The sequence below is a fragment of the Nitrososphaera viennensis EN76 genome (genome assembly GCF_000698785.1).
Classification (GTDB): Archaea; Thermoproteota; Nitrososphaeria; order Nitrososphaerales; family Nitrososphaeraceae; genus Nitrososphaera; species Nitrososphaera viennensis.
In genome coordinates, this window is record NZ_CP007536.1 from 2,471,882 (window position 1) to 2,485,184 (window position 13,303).

Sequence of the window (13,303 nt, forward strand, 5' to 3'; positions counted from 1 at the left end):
TTTAATATTATTTCTCGCAAATGTACACACAGATATGCCAAGAGGCAAACTGTCCGAGAGGACAAAAAAGCAGATAGACACTCTCCCGGAAAAAGCCCAGCGCACTTTTAAAAAGGCGCACGACAGCGCCCTGAAGCAATACAAGAACCCGAACAAGAGGCGCAGCAAGAGCGACACTGCAGAAGGGGTGGCCCAAAAGGTCGCGTGGAGCGCGGTCAAGAAAAAGTACAAGAAAAGCGGCGACAAGTGGGTAAGCAAGGGCAGTAGCAGCCGCCGCAGCAAAAAGTCATCAAAGAAGTAATAAGCGAAACCTAAGACAAACTAAATCTATACAATGTATGGTGGGTGTTAGCAGCTACCCGAAACTCAAGGAATTCATGAGCATTACTGCTAATTCCATGGATTCTATTGCCTTTGCCTTGAGTTGCAAAGCTATGCCGTAGTAATTTCCTAAGAATAATCTCATTTGTTCGTCAGAATAATCTTTAGAATGCTCTATTATGTTTCTAAACTTTCTCATATCATGCAGCCTTTTGGCAAATTGAGGAGGAATTATCTGATCTTCCGTTGCCTTGTCTATCAATTGTGCAAAATTAAAATCGTTAACAATCTTTGTATTTCCACTGGATCTGTATACAGATTTAATCATCTCTTCGCAGACCAACTGACACATTATTATTGATGCTGCAAATTGTGAAAAGATAAAGCATGTTTTAGCCTCTTGAAAATAATATACTGCAAGTGACTCTGTCATCATATAACGTTCTTCTCCTAAAATGAGGTTAAGTTGTACCATTTTTTGTATTCTATCATCAAATGTTTTCTTATCAAATTTCTCCAGCTCGCGTCTTAATCTATCAACATTAATGTATGATGGCAAACGATCGTCATACTTCTTAAGTCCAGGTCGTTTCTCCTTGCTCATCTTCAAACAATCGTTAATGAAGTCTAATTTCTTAATGTTTGTGGTTTCAGAAATTCTCGTTAATTTAAAACGGGCCCGGAGGGCTTCGATCCCACGGCCTGCGGTTCCGAAGACCGCCGCGATATCCTGACTACGCTACGGGCCCCTGACTGCCATAGCAGGACACCCTCTATAACAATTCTGATCGATCGAAATGGTAATGAAGCGGGCAGCGCCAACAGTGCATTGGCATTGCTCGGACTGCGCCAGCTGTTCTGCGACCACGAGGAATCGTTTGCGTACAGAAAGTACGACGACTTTGACTTTGTGGAATACTGCCGCTGCCGGCGCTGCGGCAAGGTGTTAAAGTCGTTCAAGGGCTTTGACGAGGACGTGAGGGGCTAAGCATGAACCGCTACCTTGCAGTGCTGCTGGTTATCTGGTGGGCCGGCGCCGCAGTCGCGACCGCCGCCCTGTTCATCCCGATATACAACAACTATGTCGTGGTAGGCGCGATCGGGTGGGGAATCGTGGTGGTGTGCACTTTTCTGATATTCTTTGAGATGAGAAGGGTAAAGGCAGAAGACAAAAAGAAGGAAAACCTAAAGAGCGGCTAGCTAGCCCTTTCCGCCCTGTTCCTCGATTACCACGAGGGTCACGGTCGACGTGATGCCAGGTATCTTGCGGATCTTGTTTGTGATCACGTGGTTCATAGACTCGGTGTTGTCGGACTTGACCTTCACAAAGATGTCATGAACACCGTACGTGCCCCTGACCTCTTTGACGTCGGGAAGCTTGGAGATCTCGCTTATGATCTTTTCCTCGGAGCCAAGCGTGCAGTTCACGAGTATGTATCCAGTTGGCATATACCTGAGAAAGAGCGGAATTTAGTATTTAGGCTTTGCTTAGTTTGGGCAGCGGCTGTCTCGCAAGAATCCTCTGACATCTGTTATTGCCAGACCAGAGACGCTCACATGGTTGCTTTCGTCTTACAGCTTCAGGCATCGCACTTGTATGCCTACTGCTTTGATACCATCTGGATCCATCTGTACCCTGATGTCCGCGTACCTGGCATCCTGCATGTGGCTGTACTCTACAACAGGGGGTGGGCAGAACTCACCGCACCTGTAGCCGAAATAAACAGTCGCGTTGGCGTCCGGATATGCCCGCAGAAATTCCTTGACCTCGCCCAGTGCGTTTGCCGAGAGGATAAAACTGGTACCCTGGCGGGCATCCAGAACTAATGATTCTGACATTATCGCGACGAATGCAATGAATGATACGCCTGCGGCCAGGCCGGCAGCTATTGCCACTGCAAGTCTTGCCTCGGAAGGCATACCTGTTGCATATTTCTCGTATGCCTATTTTACTTTGTATGAGTGACTGATTAAGCTGATGTTGTTTTTGGTCCTGACGATAGCAGTAATGATAGTCTTGGTTTCGGTCAACCTCGATAGACTCTCAAAGAGTCTGATAAACAATCCTATCTCTTCGTGATGCCACGCCTGTCCGGCTCGATATAGTGTTCAAGCAGTTTCTGGCTGTAGCAAGTGCCACAGATAAAGCCAGAGACGTTCCAGCCGTCCATCGGCCTGTACTTGAACGTGAGGTCGGCGCCGCATACGGCGCACTTGCCAGCGCTCTTGGCCATGTTGTTGTAGTGGCGTGTATAGGACGGCGGAATAAAAGTCATTCCAAAGCACGTTTGCAATAAAGTGCAAGAGATTCCAAAGGAAATTAATATAGGTACTGTCCAAGTAGCGAACGAAATGGCAAGACCCGGAGCAATCGCTTTTCCTGTTTTGCTTGTCCTCGGCGCAATAACCGGCTACCTGACGTACGACTGGATGGTCGTCCAGGCGACTCCAAAGCTGGGCGACTTTAGCGACTCGCCCTACTACAAGCCAATTTCTGCGGCATCGGCTGACCAGAAGAACAACACCGGCAATGTTACTGGACCGGTCGACGAGTCCAAGTTCTCTAATATAGTTAAAATCTCGATCCTTGCAGGCGCGGCCACGCAGGGTGCGCCTGACTACGACCCAGATGCATCCCCTGTCCCGAAAGACGCGCTGATAAAGTGGACCAACGACGACAATGTGCCACACAGCGCAACAAGCGGCAAGGGCTTTGAGGACGCGGACTATGGCAAGCTGTTTGACACGGGCCTCTTGGATCCGGGCAAGGATTACAGCATTCCGGCGTCAGACGTGGGAGAAGGCCAGCACAACTACTTTTGCATAGTCCACCCGTTCATGACAGGCACTGTAACGGTACAGTGACCCGTCCTACTCTTTCTTCTCTCTTCTTTATTCTGCGATATTTTATTAAAAAAAGTTCTGTCTAATCCGCTTGATCGTTTCCGTATACTATGCTTGTTATGGCCGCCCCGACGCCCCTGACTTTTCTTATGTTCTTGATTATGTCCCGGAGCTCCGCCTCTGTATCGGCCTTGACCTTCAGTATGATGTCGTACGCACCGCTGGTCTCGTGAGACTCGACCACGCCCCTGACCTTCTTTACGTTCCTCTCCGCCGTGCTCCCCTCATCCACGTTACAGTTCACAAAGATGAATGCGAGAGTCATTGTTATCTCTCTCAACTCGAGAGAATATTATTAAACAGTTTCTGAATTTGCTTCGCGTCGATTGTAATGGGACATTTCATTATAAGAAATGGTGAAAATTTTGAAACAAGGCACGCTGACGAGCTGTTTGTATACTGAAAAGTCAGAGCTCAATGGGAACTATGAGGGGATTGCATTTCTCTGGAACGTCATGGATAGGGAAACTAGATTCTTGCTGGCATCTCGAATAGCCATGCTAACAATATGAGAAAAGTCGGACAGAGATTGGAAATTCAAATCATAATTACCAACCAGCTTGCAACAACCGTTTAGAACACCCTGCGGATTCAACAGGGCCACGATTAGAAATATAACGCCGTTAAGTCTAAATACCTTATAAAGGAGAGCTGAAACAGAAAAAATGGCATTCCTCGAAATTAAAGACTTGCACGTTAGCATTGATGGTAAACAGATTCTCGATGGCCTGAACCTCAGCATCGACAAGGGCGAGGTCCACGCCATCATGGGCCCAAACGGCTCTGGCAAGAGCACGCTTGCAAACGCCATAATGGGCCACCCCAAGTACACTCTCGACTCGGGCGAGATAAGAGTCAAGGGCGAACTGATAAACGACCTTTCCACCGATCTTCGCGCCAGAAAGGGCCTCTTCCTTGGGTTCCAGTACCCGACCGAGATTTCGGGCGTCGGCTACAGCCACTTTCTCCGAAACGCCTACAACCAGCTGAACAAGTCGCTTGGCGAGGAGCAGAACCGCGAGGTGTTCCTCACGGTGCGCGAGTTCCACGAGTACGTCAAGAGGAACCTCGACGCAGTGGGCCTCGACCCGTCTTTCCTTGGCCGGTACCTCAACGAGGGATTTTCCGGCGGAGAGAAAAAGCGCTCGGAAGTCATGCAGATGCTGGTTCTAAAGCCAAACATCGCAATACTCGACGAGCCGGACTCGGGGCTTGACATCGATGCGGTCAAGGCGGTTGCCGAGGCGATAAACAAGCTGATAGACACTGGCGCCGGCGTGCTTGTAATCACGCACTATGCAAGGATCCTGCGCTACATGAAAAAGCTCGACCACGTGCACGTGGTGGCAAAGGGCAAGGTGATAAAGTCGGGCGGAAAAGAGCTGTCCGAGGAGCTTGAAGCCAAGGGCTATGGCTGGCTTGGCATCGAAGAAGACGACAAGTAAAAGAAGCCAAGCTTTGTTTTAAATAAGGCAAGCCGACAATTATTTTTGAAAATTGTCGGCAGAAAACAACAACTCTTCTCCTGCTTCTCCTACACCACAGCCGCATCAACAGCAGCAACAACCGACAACGTACTATCTCAATTTCACATTCTTCAAGGTCGACCCCAAGTGGCGCTGGCTCAACGAGATCGGCAAGGACGAGGCCGCAAAGGAGTTTGCGACCCTTATCGAAGTCGCAAACACAAAGATGAAGGTGCGCACCTACTCGACGGTCGGCCTGCGCGAGGACGCAGACATGATGGTCTGGATGATCTCTGACTCTATCGAAAAGACCCAGATCCTTGCGTCGAAAATCTACACCACTGTGTTTGGCAAGTACGTGACTCCGTCGTACGTCTTTTTGTCGTCTAGCCGGCCGTCCGTGTATTCAAGCAAGGTGACGCCGGGATTCATGACAGACGAGGAGCCGCTGAAATATGTTATAGTTTATCCTTTCATAAAGTCAAGGGAGTGGTACCTCCTGCCGTTTGAAGAGCGAAAGAAGATGATGGAAGAGCACATCGCCGTGGGCCGCAAGTTCCCACAGGTGCGCCTCAACACGACGTACTCGTTTGGAATCGACGACCAGGACTTCATGCTTGCGTTTGAGACGCAGGACCTTCCGGCGTTCCAGGAGCTGATAATGCAGCTGCGCGAGACGCAGGTCAGCAGGCACGTCGTCCGGGACACCCCGATGATAGTATGCGTGCACAAAAAGCCGGAGGACATACTGAAAAGCCTTGGGTGATTTTGGATGCAGGCGCTAAAAGAGTGGGCAGTGGTTTGCAAGGCGCTGCAGGAAGGCAGGCAGACCGTGCTCTTGCGCAAGGGAGGCATACTTGAATTCCGGCAGGGCTTTGAAGTAAAGCACGAAAGGTTCCTGCTGTTTCCGACGTACGAGCACCAGGCAAAAGAGCACCTGCAGCAGGATTACGCTGACAAATTAGACGCTGTGCTCAAGGAGCAGCCGCCGGCAGGCGCAAACCTGCTGACTGGCTATGCAGAGGCCAGGCTGGTCAAGGAGGTAAGCGACGCTTCTATCCTGAAAAAGCTAGAGAAATACCATATATGGAACGAAAGCTATGTTAATGCACGAATGGCGTACAACCCCAAGAAACCAATGAGCGTGGTACTGCTGCGAGTTTACAACCTTTCAAGCCCGATCAATGTAGATACAAAGCAAGAGTGGGCCGGCTGCAAGTCCTGGATTCCTGTCGACCTTGAAGCGACGGGCAGGCCCGCGCTAGACGACGCGGCGTTTGGCAGGATTTCAAGAGAAGTGGCGGAGGTACTGGCGTAATAATGAAGTACAGAAGATTGGGCAAGAGTGGCCTCAAGATAAGCGAGATAGGCTTTGGCGCGTGGACAATCGGCCTTGACTGGTGGGGCAAGAAAATCGACGACGCAGAAGCAATACGCATGCTGAAAAAGGCATACGACCTTGGCATCAATTTCTATGAAACTGCAGACATGTACGGCAAGGGCAAGAGCGAAAGGCTGATGGGCGAGGCATTCAAGGACATGCGCAACGAAGTCATCTATTCTACAAAATGGGGCTATGACCTGTACGGCGCAGAGCAGGTCGGCCACCAGGAGCTTCCACAGAAGCACGACCCGGAATTCCTGCAGGTCGCGCTCAAAAAGAGTCTGGAGCGCCTGCAGACTGATTATGTCGACGTTTACAGCCTGCACAACCCCAAGATGGACGCAATCCAGAACGACGAGCTGTTTGCGTCCCTGGATGACCTTGTGAAAAAGGGCACTATAAAGAGCCACGGGGTGGCGCTTGGCCCGGCAATCGGCTGGCGCGACGAGGGGCTGTTCTCGATAACAAACCGCAACGTCACGTGCGTGCAGACAGTCTACAACGTTCTGGAGCAGGATCCCGGCCGCGACCTGATGAAGGCAGCGGCGCAGAACGACGTCGGGATAATGGTGCGGGTGCCTGACGCTTCGGGACTGCTGACGGGCAAGGTGACTGCCGACACGAAATTTGACAAGAACGACCACCGCAGCTTCCGCAAGCAAGAGTTCATCAAGGCGGCCATGCAAAAGATAGACAACATGAAGCCGCTTGCAAGCAGCAAGGGCTGGAGCATCACGGAACTTGCAATAAAGTTCATCCTGTCGCAGCCGCAGGTCTCTGTCGTCCTGCCGACGATGGTGAGCATCGAGGAGATAGAGATGTTTGCAGCAATTTCAGACGGCAAGTACCTGTCGGCGTCTGAAGCCGCGCAGCTGGAAGAGATGTACGAAAAGAACTTTTACGTCAAGCCTGTGGCAAGTACCTAGCTAGACAAAGTACTTGACCCGCTCTTTTTTGAACTCGCGGGAGCTAAATAGGATCTTGTAGTCGCTTATGCCGATCTGACCTGACATCTCGACTGCCATCTTTTCGGCGGCTTCAAGCGACCTTGCGTGCACCATCGAAAACACGTTGTACTTCCAGTCCGGGTACACGGGCCTTCGGTAGCAGTGGCTCACCTGCGGAAACGCGGCAAGCTTGAAACCGACATCGTCCACCCTGTCCTCCGGCACGTTCCACACTACCATGCCGTTTGCGACAAAGCCGGCGTCGCGGTGGCGAAGTATTGCGGCAAATCTGCGCATCAGGCCTTCCTTTTCGTATTCCCTTGCCCTGGAAAACAATTCTGCGGTGGTGATCCCGAGGTTCTGCGCCATCTCCCTGAAAGGCTCCCTGACGACCGGAAGGTCCTTTTGCAATTCGCGGACAAACTCTTTGTCGCGCTCGGTTATCTCCAGCCTGTCGGGATTCAGCTCCTTGACCTCGTCCGTGGGCTTGGGTTTTTCCGCGTCCCCGTTGACCATGTCGAGTTTTACGCCGATCTTGTACATCTTTAGCGTCGGAAGCAACCGGTATTTCACGACGCCGTCAAGCGCGGACATCCTGTCAAGCTCGCCCTTCATGTCAGAGTCGGGCGGGACTGCAAGCGTGAACCACATGTTGTACTCGTGGTTGCGCTCATAGTTGTGGCTGACGCCGGGGTGCTCGTTCACCTTCTCTGCCACGGCGTCAAGTTTCTCGGGCGCAACTGCAAACGCGATCAGCGCGCTCTTGTACCCAAGGCGTCTTGTGTCGAAAATGGCGTTAATCTGCCGTATGAGCCCCATGCCCTTTAATCCGCTTATCCTCTGCATGACTTCGTCTTCAGAGATGTTGTAGTTCTTGGCAATCTCCAGATAAGGCCTGTCTGCAAGCGGGAAAACCCACTGGATGTCGTTCAGCAACTTTTTGTCCATTTCGTCGAGCTGCTGGTGGTAGTTTGCCTGCATATGATAAAGCGGCCGGAAATAGACGTTTATCTATTAAAAACCTACCTGTGCTCTGGCGCATAGTCTAAATACCAATTGCGCATCTTTTTGCATGTTCAGAAAACATATGGGCATCATAACGATGCAGCTTGTCTGCGACACGTGCAAGAAGGTGATCCTCGAAAAAGAAGGGGAGGAGCACCTGATGAACGAGCGCTTTCCGATAACCGGCGAGGAGGCAAAAAAGCTCGACATGGAGCACCGCGGCCACGAATGCCACATTGAAGCAGTCGAAAAGTTGCAGTAGAGAAAAAGAGAAGCGCGTTTTTCCAGTAATATTTGCAGGGAGCCAGACTAGAGGTTCAAGCCAAACGAGTTTGCCATTTCTGCAAACTGGTTGTACCTGTGCAGGTATTCCTTGCCCTGCGGGGTGATGACGTATATCCTCTGACCTTCCAGAACTTGCTCCTGGATAAGGCCGGCCTGGACTAGCTTGCTTGCAACCGCCGCCAGCCTTCCGTAGGAAAGGTTGGCCTTTCTCAGAAGCGATGTGAGGTTGACGCCGCCAGTGCCATGCTCCTCGGTAATCTGGAGCACGTCGCCCAGAATCTTGACGCTGTTACGGTAAGGCGCCATTGGGAGATGAGGTATTAAACACCATAATAAGGATTACGTAAAAAGCTTCTGTAAGTACTGCACTAAGACCTTGGCTTTTATAGCGGCCGGTGCACAAGCTACCATGTCTTGAGTAGTAATAGCAGCAACGGCAAGCCCGCAATAACGTGGTTTCGGGACTTTATGGGGGTCGGCTACCGCTACCACGACGTCTACATGAACGTCTTTCCGCTTTTCCAGGACAAGATGCCTGCCTTCAAGCTGTGGAACAAGACCGTCGACTGGTGGCCCGACGACCAGATAAAACTGCGCTTTGTGGAAGACGGCGACCACTACTGGTTCATCCTGTATGGCGGCTCTGACTACAAGAAGGACAACACCGGCTTTGTGAAAAAGGTCCAGATGTCGGAGAACTACCAGCGCTTCAAGGCGGGCTACGAGAAAAAGGCGATGCTGCGCTTTGGCATTTACAAGGAAAACACGAACCCGAAAAGAAAAGAGCGCGACGGCAGCATGAAAAAGTTTGACCTAGAGATCCTGAAAAAGGCCAAGTCAGTCTACGACATTGCGTTTCTGCAGTTGCCCGAGCTTGCCAAGGATTCGGTCGAGTGGCAATGCATAATACAACAAGAGCAGGAAGAAAAAAGCAGCGGCCGGTAAAAAAGACAAAGTTTGCCTGCGTACAAGGCTGCTCGGACTGCTGCATCTACCGCGAGTACTACCCTTCTCCTGACTTTGGCAAGATAGGCGTGCTCCTCTTGCCGGAGGAAAAAAGCAAGATGGAAAAACTTGCAAAGGAGAAGGGACTAGAGGTCAGGATTGTGCCCCGGCTTGCGGTGGGGGATATGGCCGGCCCTGAAAAAATAATCGCGTACCAGATGATGGGCAAGCAGGAGGACGGCGACCTGTGCCCGTTCCTCGACCTTGAAAAGCGCTCTCCGCACGGGGGCTTTGCGTGCGGGATATATGCGCTGAAGCCGCTTGCCTGCAGCGCTTACCCTGTGGTGGATGCGGGCAGCAATAACAACAACAGGTACGCGACCCTTGACCCCCACTGCCAGTTCTGCAAGCATAACCACAATTCTACAAAAGCAGGCCTTGAAGGCTTGGAGAGCGAGCTAGAGTCGCTTTCAAAGATCAAGGCAGCAGTAAGGGCGGAAAACGGAGTGCACGTCTGGCGCTACGCGACTGCAACTGGCCAGCAGGCGACGCTTGGCGAAGGATGGGTCCTAGAGTCCTGACTTCTTTTCATACAACGTTTCATCGCCGCGCCTGACCTTTGCTATCCTGCTTGGCGGTATCACGGAAAAATTTTCAGAAAGGGATACAAACTCTTGCAGCGGGACTTCGACGATGCTGTCAAAGTCGCGGTAGCTGACAAAATAGAGGGAGGGGTCGTCGGCGTAGAGCGCCCTGCTAAAGATCTCTTCTAGTTTGCCCTTTCTGGTCATGACGGCTTGTACTTCATGAGCCCGCCGGCCTCGACTATCTTGGCGATAAGCTCTGGAAACGGCTTCATGGAGTACTGCTCGTTCTTTGTGACGTTCGTAATCCTGTTGCTTGCAAGGTCGATTTCCAGCTCGTCCCTGTCAGAGATCTTTTTCACGGTCGCCGCGTCTATCTCTATGGGGAGAAGGTACCCGCCGTCCACGGCGTTTCTGTAGAATATCCTCGCAAACGTCGGTGCAAGGATTGCCTTTATGCCCGTCTGCGAGAGCGCGATTGGCGCGTGCTCCCTGCTGGAGCCGCAGCCAAAGTTGCTTCCCGTGACGAGGAAATCTCCTTGCTGGACCTTTTCAGGGAACTTGGGGTCGATGCCTTCCATCGCGTGTTTTGCCAGTTCCTTGTGGTCGTGGATCTTCAGATACGGGCCGGGTATGATGACGTCCGTGTCGATGTTGTCCCTTTCGTACTTGTGGACCCTGCCTCTCAATGTCTTGTTCATCATCTTAATTTTTCACGTCCCTCGGGTCTGTTATCCTGCCCGTTATTGCTGATGCCGCCACTACCACCGGGGAGGCGAGGTACGTCTGCGACTCGACGTGGCCCATCCTGCCGGGAAAGTTGCGGTTTGTGGTGCTTATGCATATCTCGCCCTTGCCAAGCACTCCCATGTGCGCGCCGCAGCACGCGCCGCACGTAGGCGGGCCGACGATTGCGCCGGCCTCCATGAAAATCTCTACCAGTCCTTCCTTCATGGCCTTCATGTAGATGGACTGCGCCGCCGGCAGCACCTCGGTACGGATCTTGACCTTCTTTCCCTTCAATATCTTGGCAGCCGCTCTCAGGTCGTCAAGCTTGGCACCCGTGCACGAGCCGATGTACGCCTTGTCAAGTTCAGTCCCCTGCAGCTCCCTTGCGACAGAGATGTTGCCGGGCGAAAACGGCTTGGCAATCGTGGGCTCCATCTTTTCAATCTCTATGGTAAACGTCTCGGAGTATTGCACGTTGTCGTCGCTGTGCACCGGCGAGTACTGCGCGTCCGTGCGCTCCCGCAGGTACGCGTACGTGGTCTCGTCCGGCTCGATGATGCCGTTCTTGGCTCCCGCCTCTGTCGTCATGTTTGTAAGCGTCAGGCGCTCTTCCATCGACAGCTTTTTCACTACATCGCCTGCAAACTGCATGGTCTTGTAGTTGGCGCCGTCCGTGCCGATCTCGCCGATTACCTTCAGTATGATGTCCTTTGCCATGATGTGGTCAGGCTTGTTGCCCTCAACCTTGAACATCATCGTCTCGGGGACCTTGAACCATATCTCGCCGTTCATGAGCACGTACGCCACGTCGGTGTGGCCAAGGCCGGCCGCAAAGGCGCCCATCGCGCCTGTCGTGTTTGTGTGCGAGTCGCCTCCCACGTACACCTCTCCCGGCAGGACCATCGCCTCCTCGTGCGAGAGCGTGTGGCAGATGCCGTACTGGCCGAGGCCGTACTTGAAGTGCTTCTTTATCCCGTACTTTTTCGTAAAGTTGGAAAGCGTGATGATGTTCTCTGCCGAGACGCGGTCGGCCGCCGGCACAAAGTGATCTTCGGTCACCCACACCCTGTCGGCGTTCCAAATCTTGTCCAGTTTCAGCCCTTTCTTCTCCCACTCACTGAAAACCTTGATGACGCCGGGGCCGGACACGTCGTGCATCATGACCTTGTCCACCTTTGCAAACACCACGTCGCCGGGCGAGACGCTCTGCCTGCCGGCGGCGCGGGCAAGTATCTTTTCGGTAATCGTCATAGCTGCCAAAACGGTACCACTTGACGGGGATTTGGCGGATGGCGGATTAAAACCTTTGGCAAACGCGAAAGCAAGATTAAGCCGGGTGCGAATATCGTCACTGCGCTTGGAGATACTGGCAGTCAAGGTCGCAAGGAAGAGCGGCAAGTTTAGCCTGTTTGAGAGCCTCCTGCAGCAGGGCTTTGATTACAAAGACGGCGACATAATCGTGGTGTCAAGCAAGTTCGTCTCGATGGCCGAGGGCTCGGTGGTCGACATGAGGAGGATAAGGGTGAGCAAAAAGGCAAGGGCGCTTGCAAAAAAATGCCACATGGAGCCAAAGCTTGCAGAGCTGGTGCTGAGGGAATCAGATTACATAGTCAAGGGCGTGCCCGGCTTTCTCCTTGCGATACGGGACGGCATGATAGCGCCAAACGCCGGGATAGACAAGTCAAACGTGCCAAAGGGCTTTGCGATCCTCTACCCGCGCGACCCGTTTGCCTCTGCCGAGGGCCTGAAGGACGCGTTTCTGGCAAACCTCGGAATAAAGGTGGGAATAGTGATAGCAGACAGCCGGCTCATGCCTACCCGGATAGGCACCACCGGGGTCGCAATAGCGTGCGCCGGCTTTGAGCCGGTTGAGGACCTGCGAGGCAAGAAGGACCTCTTTGGCAACGTGCTCAGGGTGACCTTCCGGGCCGTGGCAGACGGCCTTGCCACGATGGGCGTGGCGGCAATGGGCGAAAGCGACGAGTCTACGCCTGCAGCCGTGGTGAGGGGCGCCAGGGTGCAGTGGACGAACAAAAAGCTGTCGTGGCGCGACATGGCAGTTGCACCAGAGCAGGACATCTATTTGCGCGGCCTGAAAAGCGAATTATGATAATCATGAGATACATGCTTGCACAGAGTTTTAATATTGCCTTCTTGGATTGCTGTCTAACAAAGCGCATTGTCTGAATTCCTTACAGCTTACCCAAAGACAAGCATTGCAAAGGGGATCAAGAACCTCATCAGGCGGGAGGAAATAGAGCTTGACCACCTCAGCCTCATGGTAAAGATAAAGAAGGACGAAATAATCAACGCCCTCCTCTCGGAAGGCTTCAAGCTCGTGAAACTGGAGAACAAAAAACCAAACCAGCTGGGCTGCGGCCTTGCGAAAAAGCTGTCCAAGCCGTGGGAGATGCACGTGCGCCTTTTCACGGTCGAGCAGGGGCTCATAGCGATACAGGCCGAAGTCGAGGTGTCAAGGAAGTACATCCAGCACATACGCTCTGCAAGGGCGCCTGTCATCTACGAGGTCGAGCAGATCCTGAAAAAGCACCAGATAGAGTACAAGATCTGGAACGAAAAGATCCGCGACTATATCACCCGCGTGATAGACAACCACGAGATCAAGCTGGAGGCGCCAAGCATCCCGATATCGTGGAAGCAGATGGCCGCCTATGCCGCGGCCCTGGGCATCGTATATCTTTTAAAGTTCACGACCATCATCTAGCCGCGCCT

General features: G+C 52.4%; 23 protein-coding genes and 1 tRNA gene. 13 read left to right on the forward strand and 11 right to left on the reverse strand.

Annotated elements, in window-relative coordinates; all coding sequences use genetic code 11:
- Positions 1 to 34: 34 nt before the first annotated feature.
- On the forward strand, positions 35 to 301 hold the full coding sequence (locus NVIE_RS14110; protein WP_075055828.1) for a ChaB family protein: 267 nt from the start codon (positions 35 to 37) through the stop codon (positions 299 to 301).
- Between the two features lie 54 nt (positions 302 to 355).
- Here NVIE_RS14110 and NVIE_RS14115 read toward each other — a convergent pair whose 3' ends face one another.
- Positions 356 to 925, reverse strand: a complete 570-nt coding sequence (locus tag NVIE_RS14115) for a DUF4145 domain-containing protein (protein ID WP_227717560.1) — start codon at positions 923 to 925, stop codon at positions 356 to 358.
- 70 nt (positions 926 to 995) lie between these two features.
- Positions 996 to 1,070: transfer RNA gene (locus NVIE_RS14120), tRNA-Arg, on the reverse strand.
- 80 nt (positions 1,071 to 1,150) lie between these two features.
- On the opposite strand from NVIE_RS14120, the gene NVIE_RS15675 reads away from it, so the two are divergent.
- Both NVIE_RS15675 and NVIE_RS14125 read left to right on the forward strand, forming a co-directional pair.
- On the forward strand, positions 1,151 to 1,309 hold the full coding sequence (locus NVIE_RS15675; protein ID WP_158435257.1) for a hypothetical protein: 159 nt from the start codon (positions 1,151 to 1,153) through the stop codon (positions 1,307 to 1,309).
- 2 nt (positions 1,310 to 1,311) lie between these two features.
- Positions 1,312 to 1,521, forward strand: a complete 210-nt coding sequence (locus tag NVIE_RS14125; RefSeq protein WP_075055830.1) for a hypothetical protein — start codon at positions 1,312 to 1,314, stop codon at positions 1,519 to 1,521.
- Here NVIE_RS14125 and NVIE_RS14130 read toward each other — a convergent pair whose 3' ends face one another.
- The 3 genes from NVIE_RS14130 to NVIE_RS15680 form a co-directional block, all read right to left on the reverse strand.
- Positions 1,522 to 1,770 carry an Lrp/AsnC ligand binding domain-containing protein gene (locus NVIE_RS14130; RefSeq protein WP_075055831.1) on the reverse strand — a complete coding sequence of 83 codons (249 nt, stop codon included), beginning with the start codon at positions 1,768 to 1,770 and terminating at the stop codon, positions 1,522 to 1,524.
- A gap of 123 nt (positions 1,771 to 1,893) precedes the next feature.
- Complete coding sequence (locus tag NVIE_RS14135; protein WP_075055832.1) at positions 1,894 to 2,241, reverse strand: hypothetical protein; 348 nt, start codon at positions 2,239 to 2,241, stop codon at positions 1,894 to 1,896.
- A 146-nt stretch (positions 2,242 to 2,387) separates the two neighbouring features.
- Positions 2,388 to 2,555 carry a hypothetical protein gene (locus NVIE_RS15680; protein WP_158435258.1) on the reverse strand — a complete coding sequence of 56 codons (168 nt, stop codon included), beginning with the start codon at positions 2,553 to 2,555 and terminating at the stop codon, positions 2,388 to 2,390.
- 118 nt (positions 2,556 to 2,673) lie between these two features.
- On the opposite strand from NVIE_RS15680, the gene NVIE_RS14145 reads away from it, so the two are divergent.
- A complete protein-coding gene (locus NVIE_RS14145; RefSeq protein ID WP_144239781.1) occupies positions 2,674 to 3,186 on the forward strand; it encodes a cupredoxin domain-containing protein in 513 nt (170 codons plus the stop codon).
- 61 nt (positions 3,187 to 3,247) lie between these two features.
- Here NVIE_RS14145 and NVIE_RS14150 read toward each other — a convergent pair whose 3' ends face one another.
- The gene (locus NVIE_RS14150; RefSeq protein ID WP_075055835.1) at positions 3,248 to 3,505 is read right to left on the reverse strand and encodes an Lrp/AsnC ligand binding domain-containing protein; all 258 of its coding nucleotides are present in this window, start codon (positions 3,503 to 3,505) and stop codon (positions 3,248 to 3,250) included.
- Between the two features lie 385 nt (positions 3,506 to 3,890).
- On the opposite strand from NVIE_RS14150, the gene sufC reads away from it, so the two are divergent.
- The 4 genes from sufC to NVIE_RS14170 are packed head-to-tail and all read left to right on the forward strand — an operon-like array spanning position 3,891 to position 7,001.
- A complete protein-coding gene (gene sufC / locus NVIE_RS14155) occupies positions 3,891 to 4,670 on the forward strand; it encodes a Fe-S cluster assembly ATPase SufC (RefSeq protein WP_075055836.1) in 780 nt (259 codons plus the stop codon).
- A 52-nt stretch (positions 4,671 to 4,722) separates the two neighbouring features.
- Positions 4,723 to 5,457 carry a chlorite dismutase family protein gene (locus NVIE_RS14160; protein ID WP_075055837.1) on the forward strand — a complete coding sequence of 245 codons (735 nt, stop codon included), beginning with the start codon at positions 4,723 to 4,725 and terminating at the stop codon, positions 5,455 to 5,457.
- A 6-nt stretch (positions 5,458 to 5,463) separates the two neighbouring features.
- Positions 5,464 to 6,009, forward strand: coding sequence for a DUF1802 family protein (locus NVIE_RS14165; protein WP_075055838.1), 546 nt, complete (start codon positions 5,464 to 5,466; stop codon positions 6,007 to 6,009).
- Between the two features lie 2 nt (positions 6,010 to 6,011).
- Positions 6,012 to 7,001: an aldo/keto reductase gene (locus NVIE_RS14170; RefSeq protein WP_075055839.1), complete on the forward strand. Its 990-nt coding sequence runs from the start codon at positions 6,012 to 6,014 to the stop codon at positions 6,999 to 7,001.
- Here the strand turns inward: NVIE_RS14170 and ahbA are convergent, their stop codons facing one another.
- Positions 7,002 to 8,003 (reverse strand): siroheme decarboxylase subunit alpha, encoded by a 1,002-nt coding sequence (ahbA, locus tag NVIE_RS14175; protein ID WP_075055840.1) that lies wholly within the window; start codon positions 8,001 to 8,003, stop codon positions 7,002 to 7,004.
- 91 nt (positions 8,004 to 8,094) lie between these two features.
- Between ahbA and NVIE_RS14180 the strand changes: the two genes are divergently transcribed.
- Positions 8,095 to 8,289 carry a hypothetical protein gene (locus tag NVIE_RS14180; RefSeq protein ID WP_144239782.1) on the forward strand — a complete coding sequence of 65 codons (195 nt, stop codon included), beginning with the start codon at positions 8,095 to 8,097 and terminating at the stop codon, positions 8,287 to 8,289.
- A gap of 47 nt (positions 8,290 to 8,336) precedes the next feature.
- Here the strand turns inward: NVIE_RS14180 and NVIE_RS14185 are convergent, their stop codons facing one another.
- Positions 8,337 to 8,618 (reverse strand): winged helix-turn-helix domain-containing protein, encoded by a 282-nt coding sequence (locus NVIE_RS14185; protein ID WP_075055842.1) that lies wholly within the window; start codon positions 8,616 to 8,618, stop codon positions 8,337 to 8,339.
- Between the two features lie 108 nt (positions 8,619 to 8,726).
- Here NVIE_RS14185 and NVIE_RS14190 point away from each other — a divergent pair, with 108 nt between their 5' ends.
- Positions 8,727 to 9,257, forward strand: coding sequence for a hypothetical protein (locus NVIE_RS14190; RefSeq protein WP_075055843.1), 531 nt, complete (start codon positions 8,727 to 8,729; stop codon positions 9,255 to 9,257).
- Positions 9,212 to 9,838 (forward strand): YkgJ family cysteine cluster protein, encoded by a 627-nt coding sequence (locus NVIE_RS14195; protein WP_075055844.1) that lies wholly within the window; start codon positions 9,212 to 9,214, stop codon positions 9,836 to 9,838. The genes NVIE_RS14190 and NVIE_RS14195 overlap by 46 nt, the downstream gene beginning before the upstream one ends.
- On the opposite strand, the gene NVIE_RS14200 is transcribed toward NVIE_RS14195, so the two are convergent.
- The 3 genes from NVIE_RS14200 to NVIE_RS14210 are packed head-to-tail and all read right to left on the reverse strand — an operon-like array spanning position 9,827 to position 11,821.
- A complete protein-coding gene (locus NVIE_RS14200; protein WP_075055845.1) occupies positions 9,827 to 10,048 on the reverse strand; it encodes a DUF504 domain-containing protein in 222 nt (73 codons plus the stop codon). The genes NVIE_RS14195 and NVIE_RS14200 overlap by 12 nt on opposite strands.
- Positions 10,045 to 10,542, reverse strand: coding sequence for a 3-isopropylmalate dehydratase small subunit (locus NVIE_RS14205; protein ID WP_174405471.1), 498 nt, complete (start codon positions 10,540 to 10,542; stop codon positions 10,045 to 10,047). Before NVIE_RS14205 ends, NVIE_RS14200 begins: the two co-directional genes overlap by 4 nt.
- 4 nt (positions 10,543 to 10,546) lie before the next feature.
- The gene (locus NVIE_RS14210) at positions 10,547 to 11,821 is read right to left on the reverse strand and encodes a 3-isopropylmalate dehydratase large subunit (protein ID WP_075055846.1); all 1,275 of its coding nucleotides are present in this window, start codon (positions 11,819 to 11,821) and stop codon (positions 10,547 to 10,549) included.
- A gap of 55 nt (positions 11,822 to 11,876) precedes the next feature.
- Between NVIE_RS14210 and cofE the strand changes: the two genes are divergently transcribed.
- On the forward strand, positions 11,877 to 12,680 hold the full coding sequence (gene cofE, locus NVIE_RS14215) for a coenzyme F420-0:L-glutamate ligase (protein WP_158435259.1): 804 nt from the start codon (positions 11,877 to 11,879) through the stop codon (positions 12,678 to 12,680).
- 69 nt (positions 12,681 to 12,749) lie between these two features.
- Positions 12,750 to 13,295 carry a hypothetical protein gene (locus NVIE_RS14220; protein WP_075055847.1) on the forward strand — a complete coding sequence of 182 codons (546 nt, stop codon included), beginning with the start codon at positions 12,750 to 12,752 and terminating at the stop codon, positions 13,293 to 13,295.
- Positions 13,296 to 13,303 lie beyond the last annotated feature (8 nt).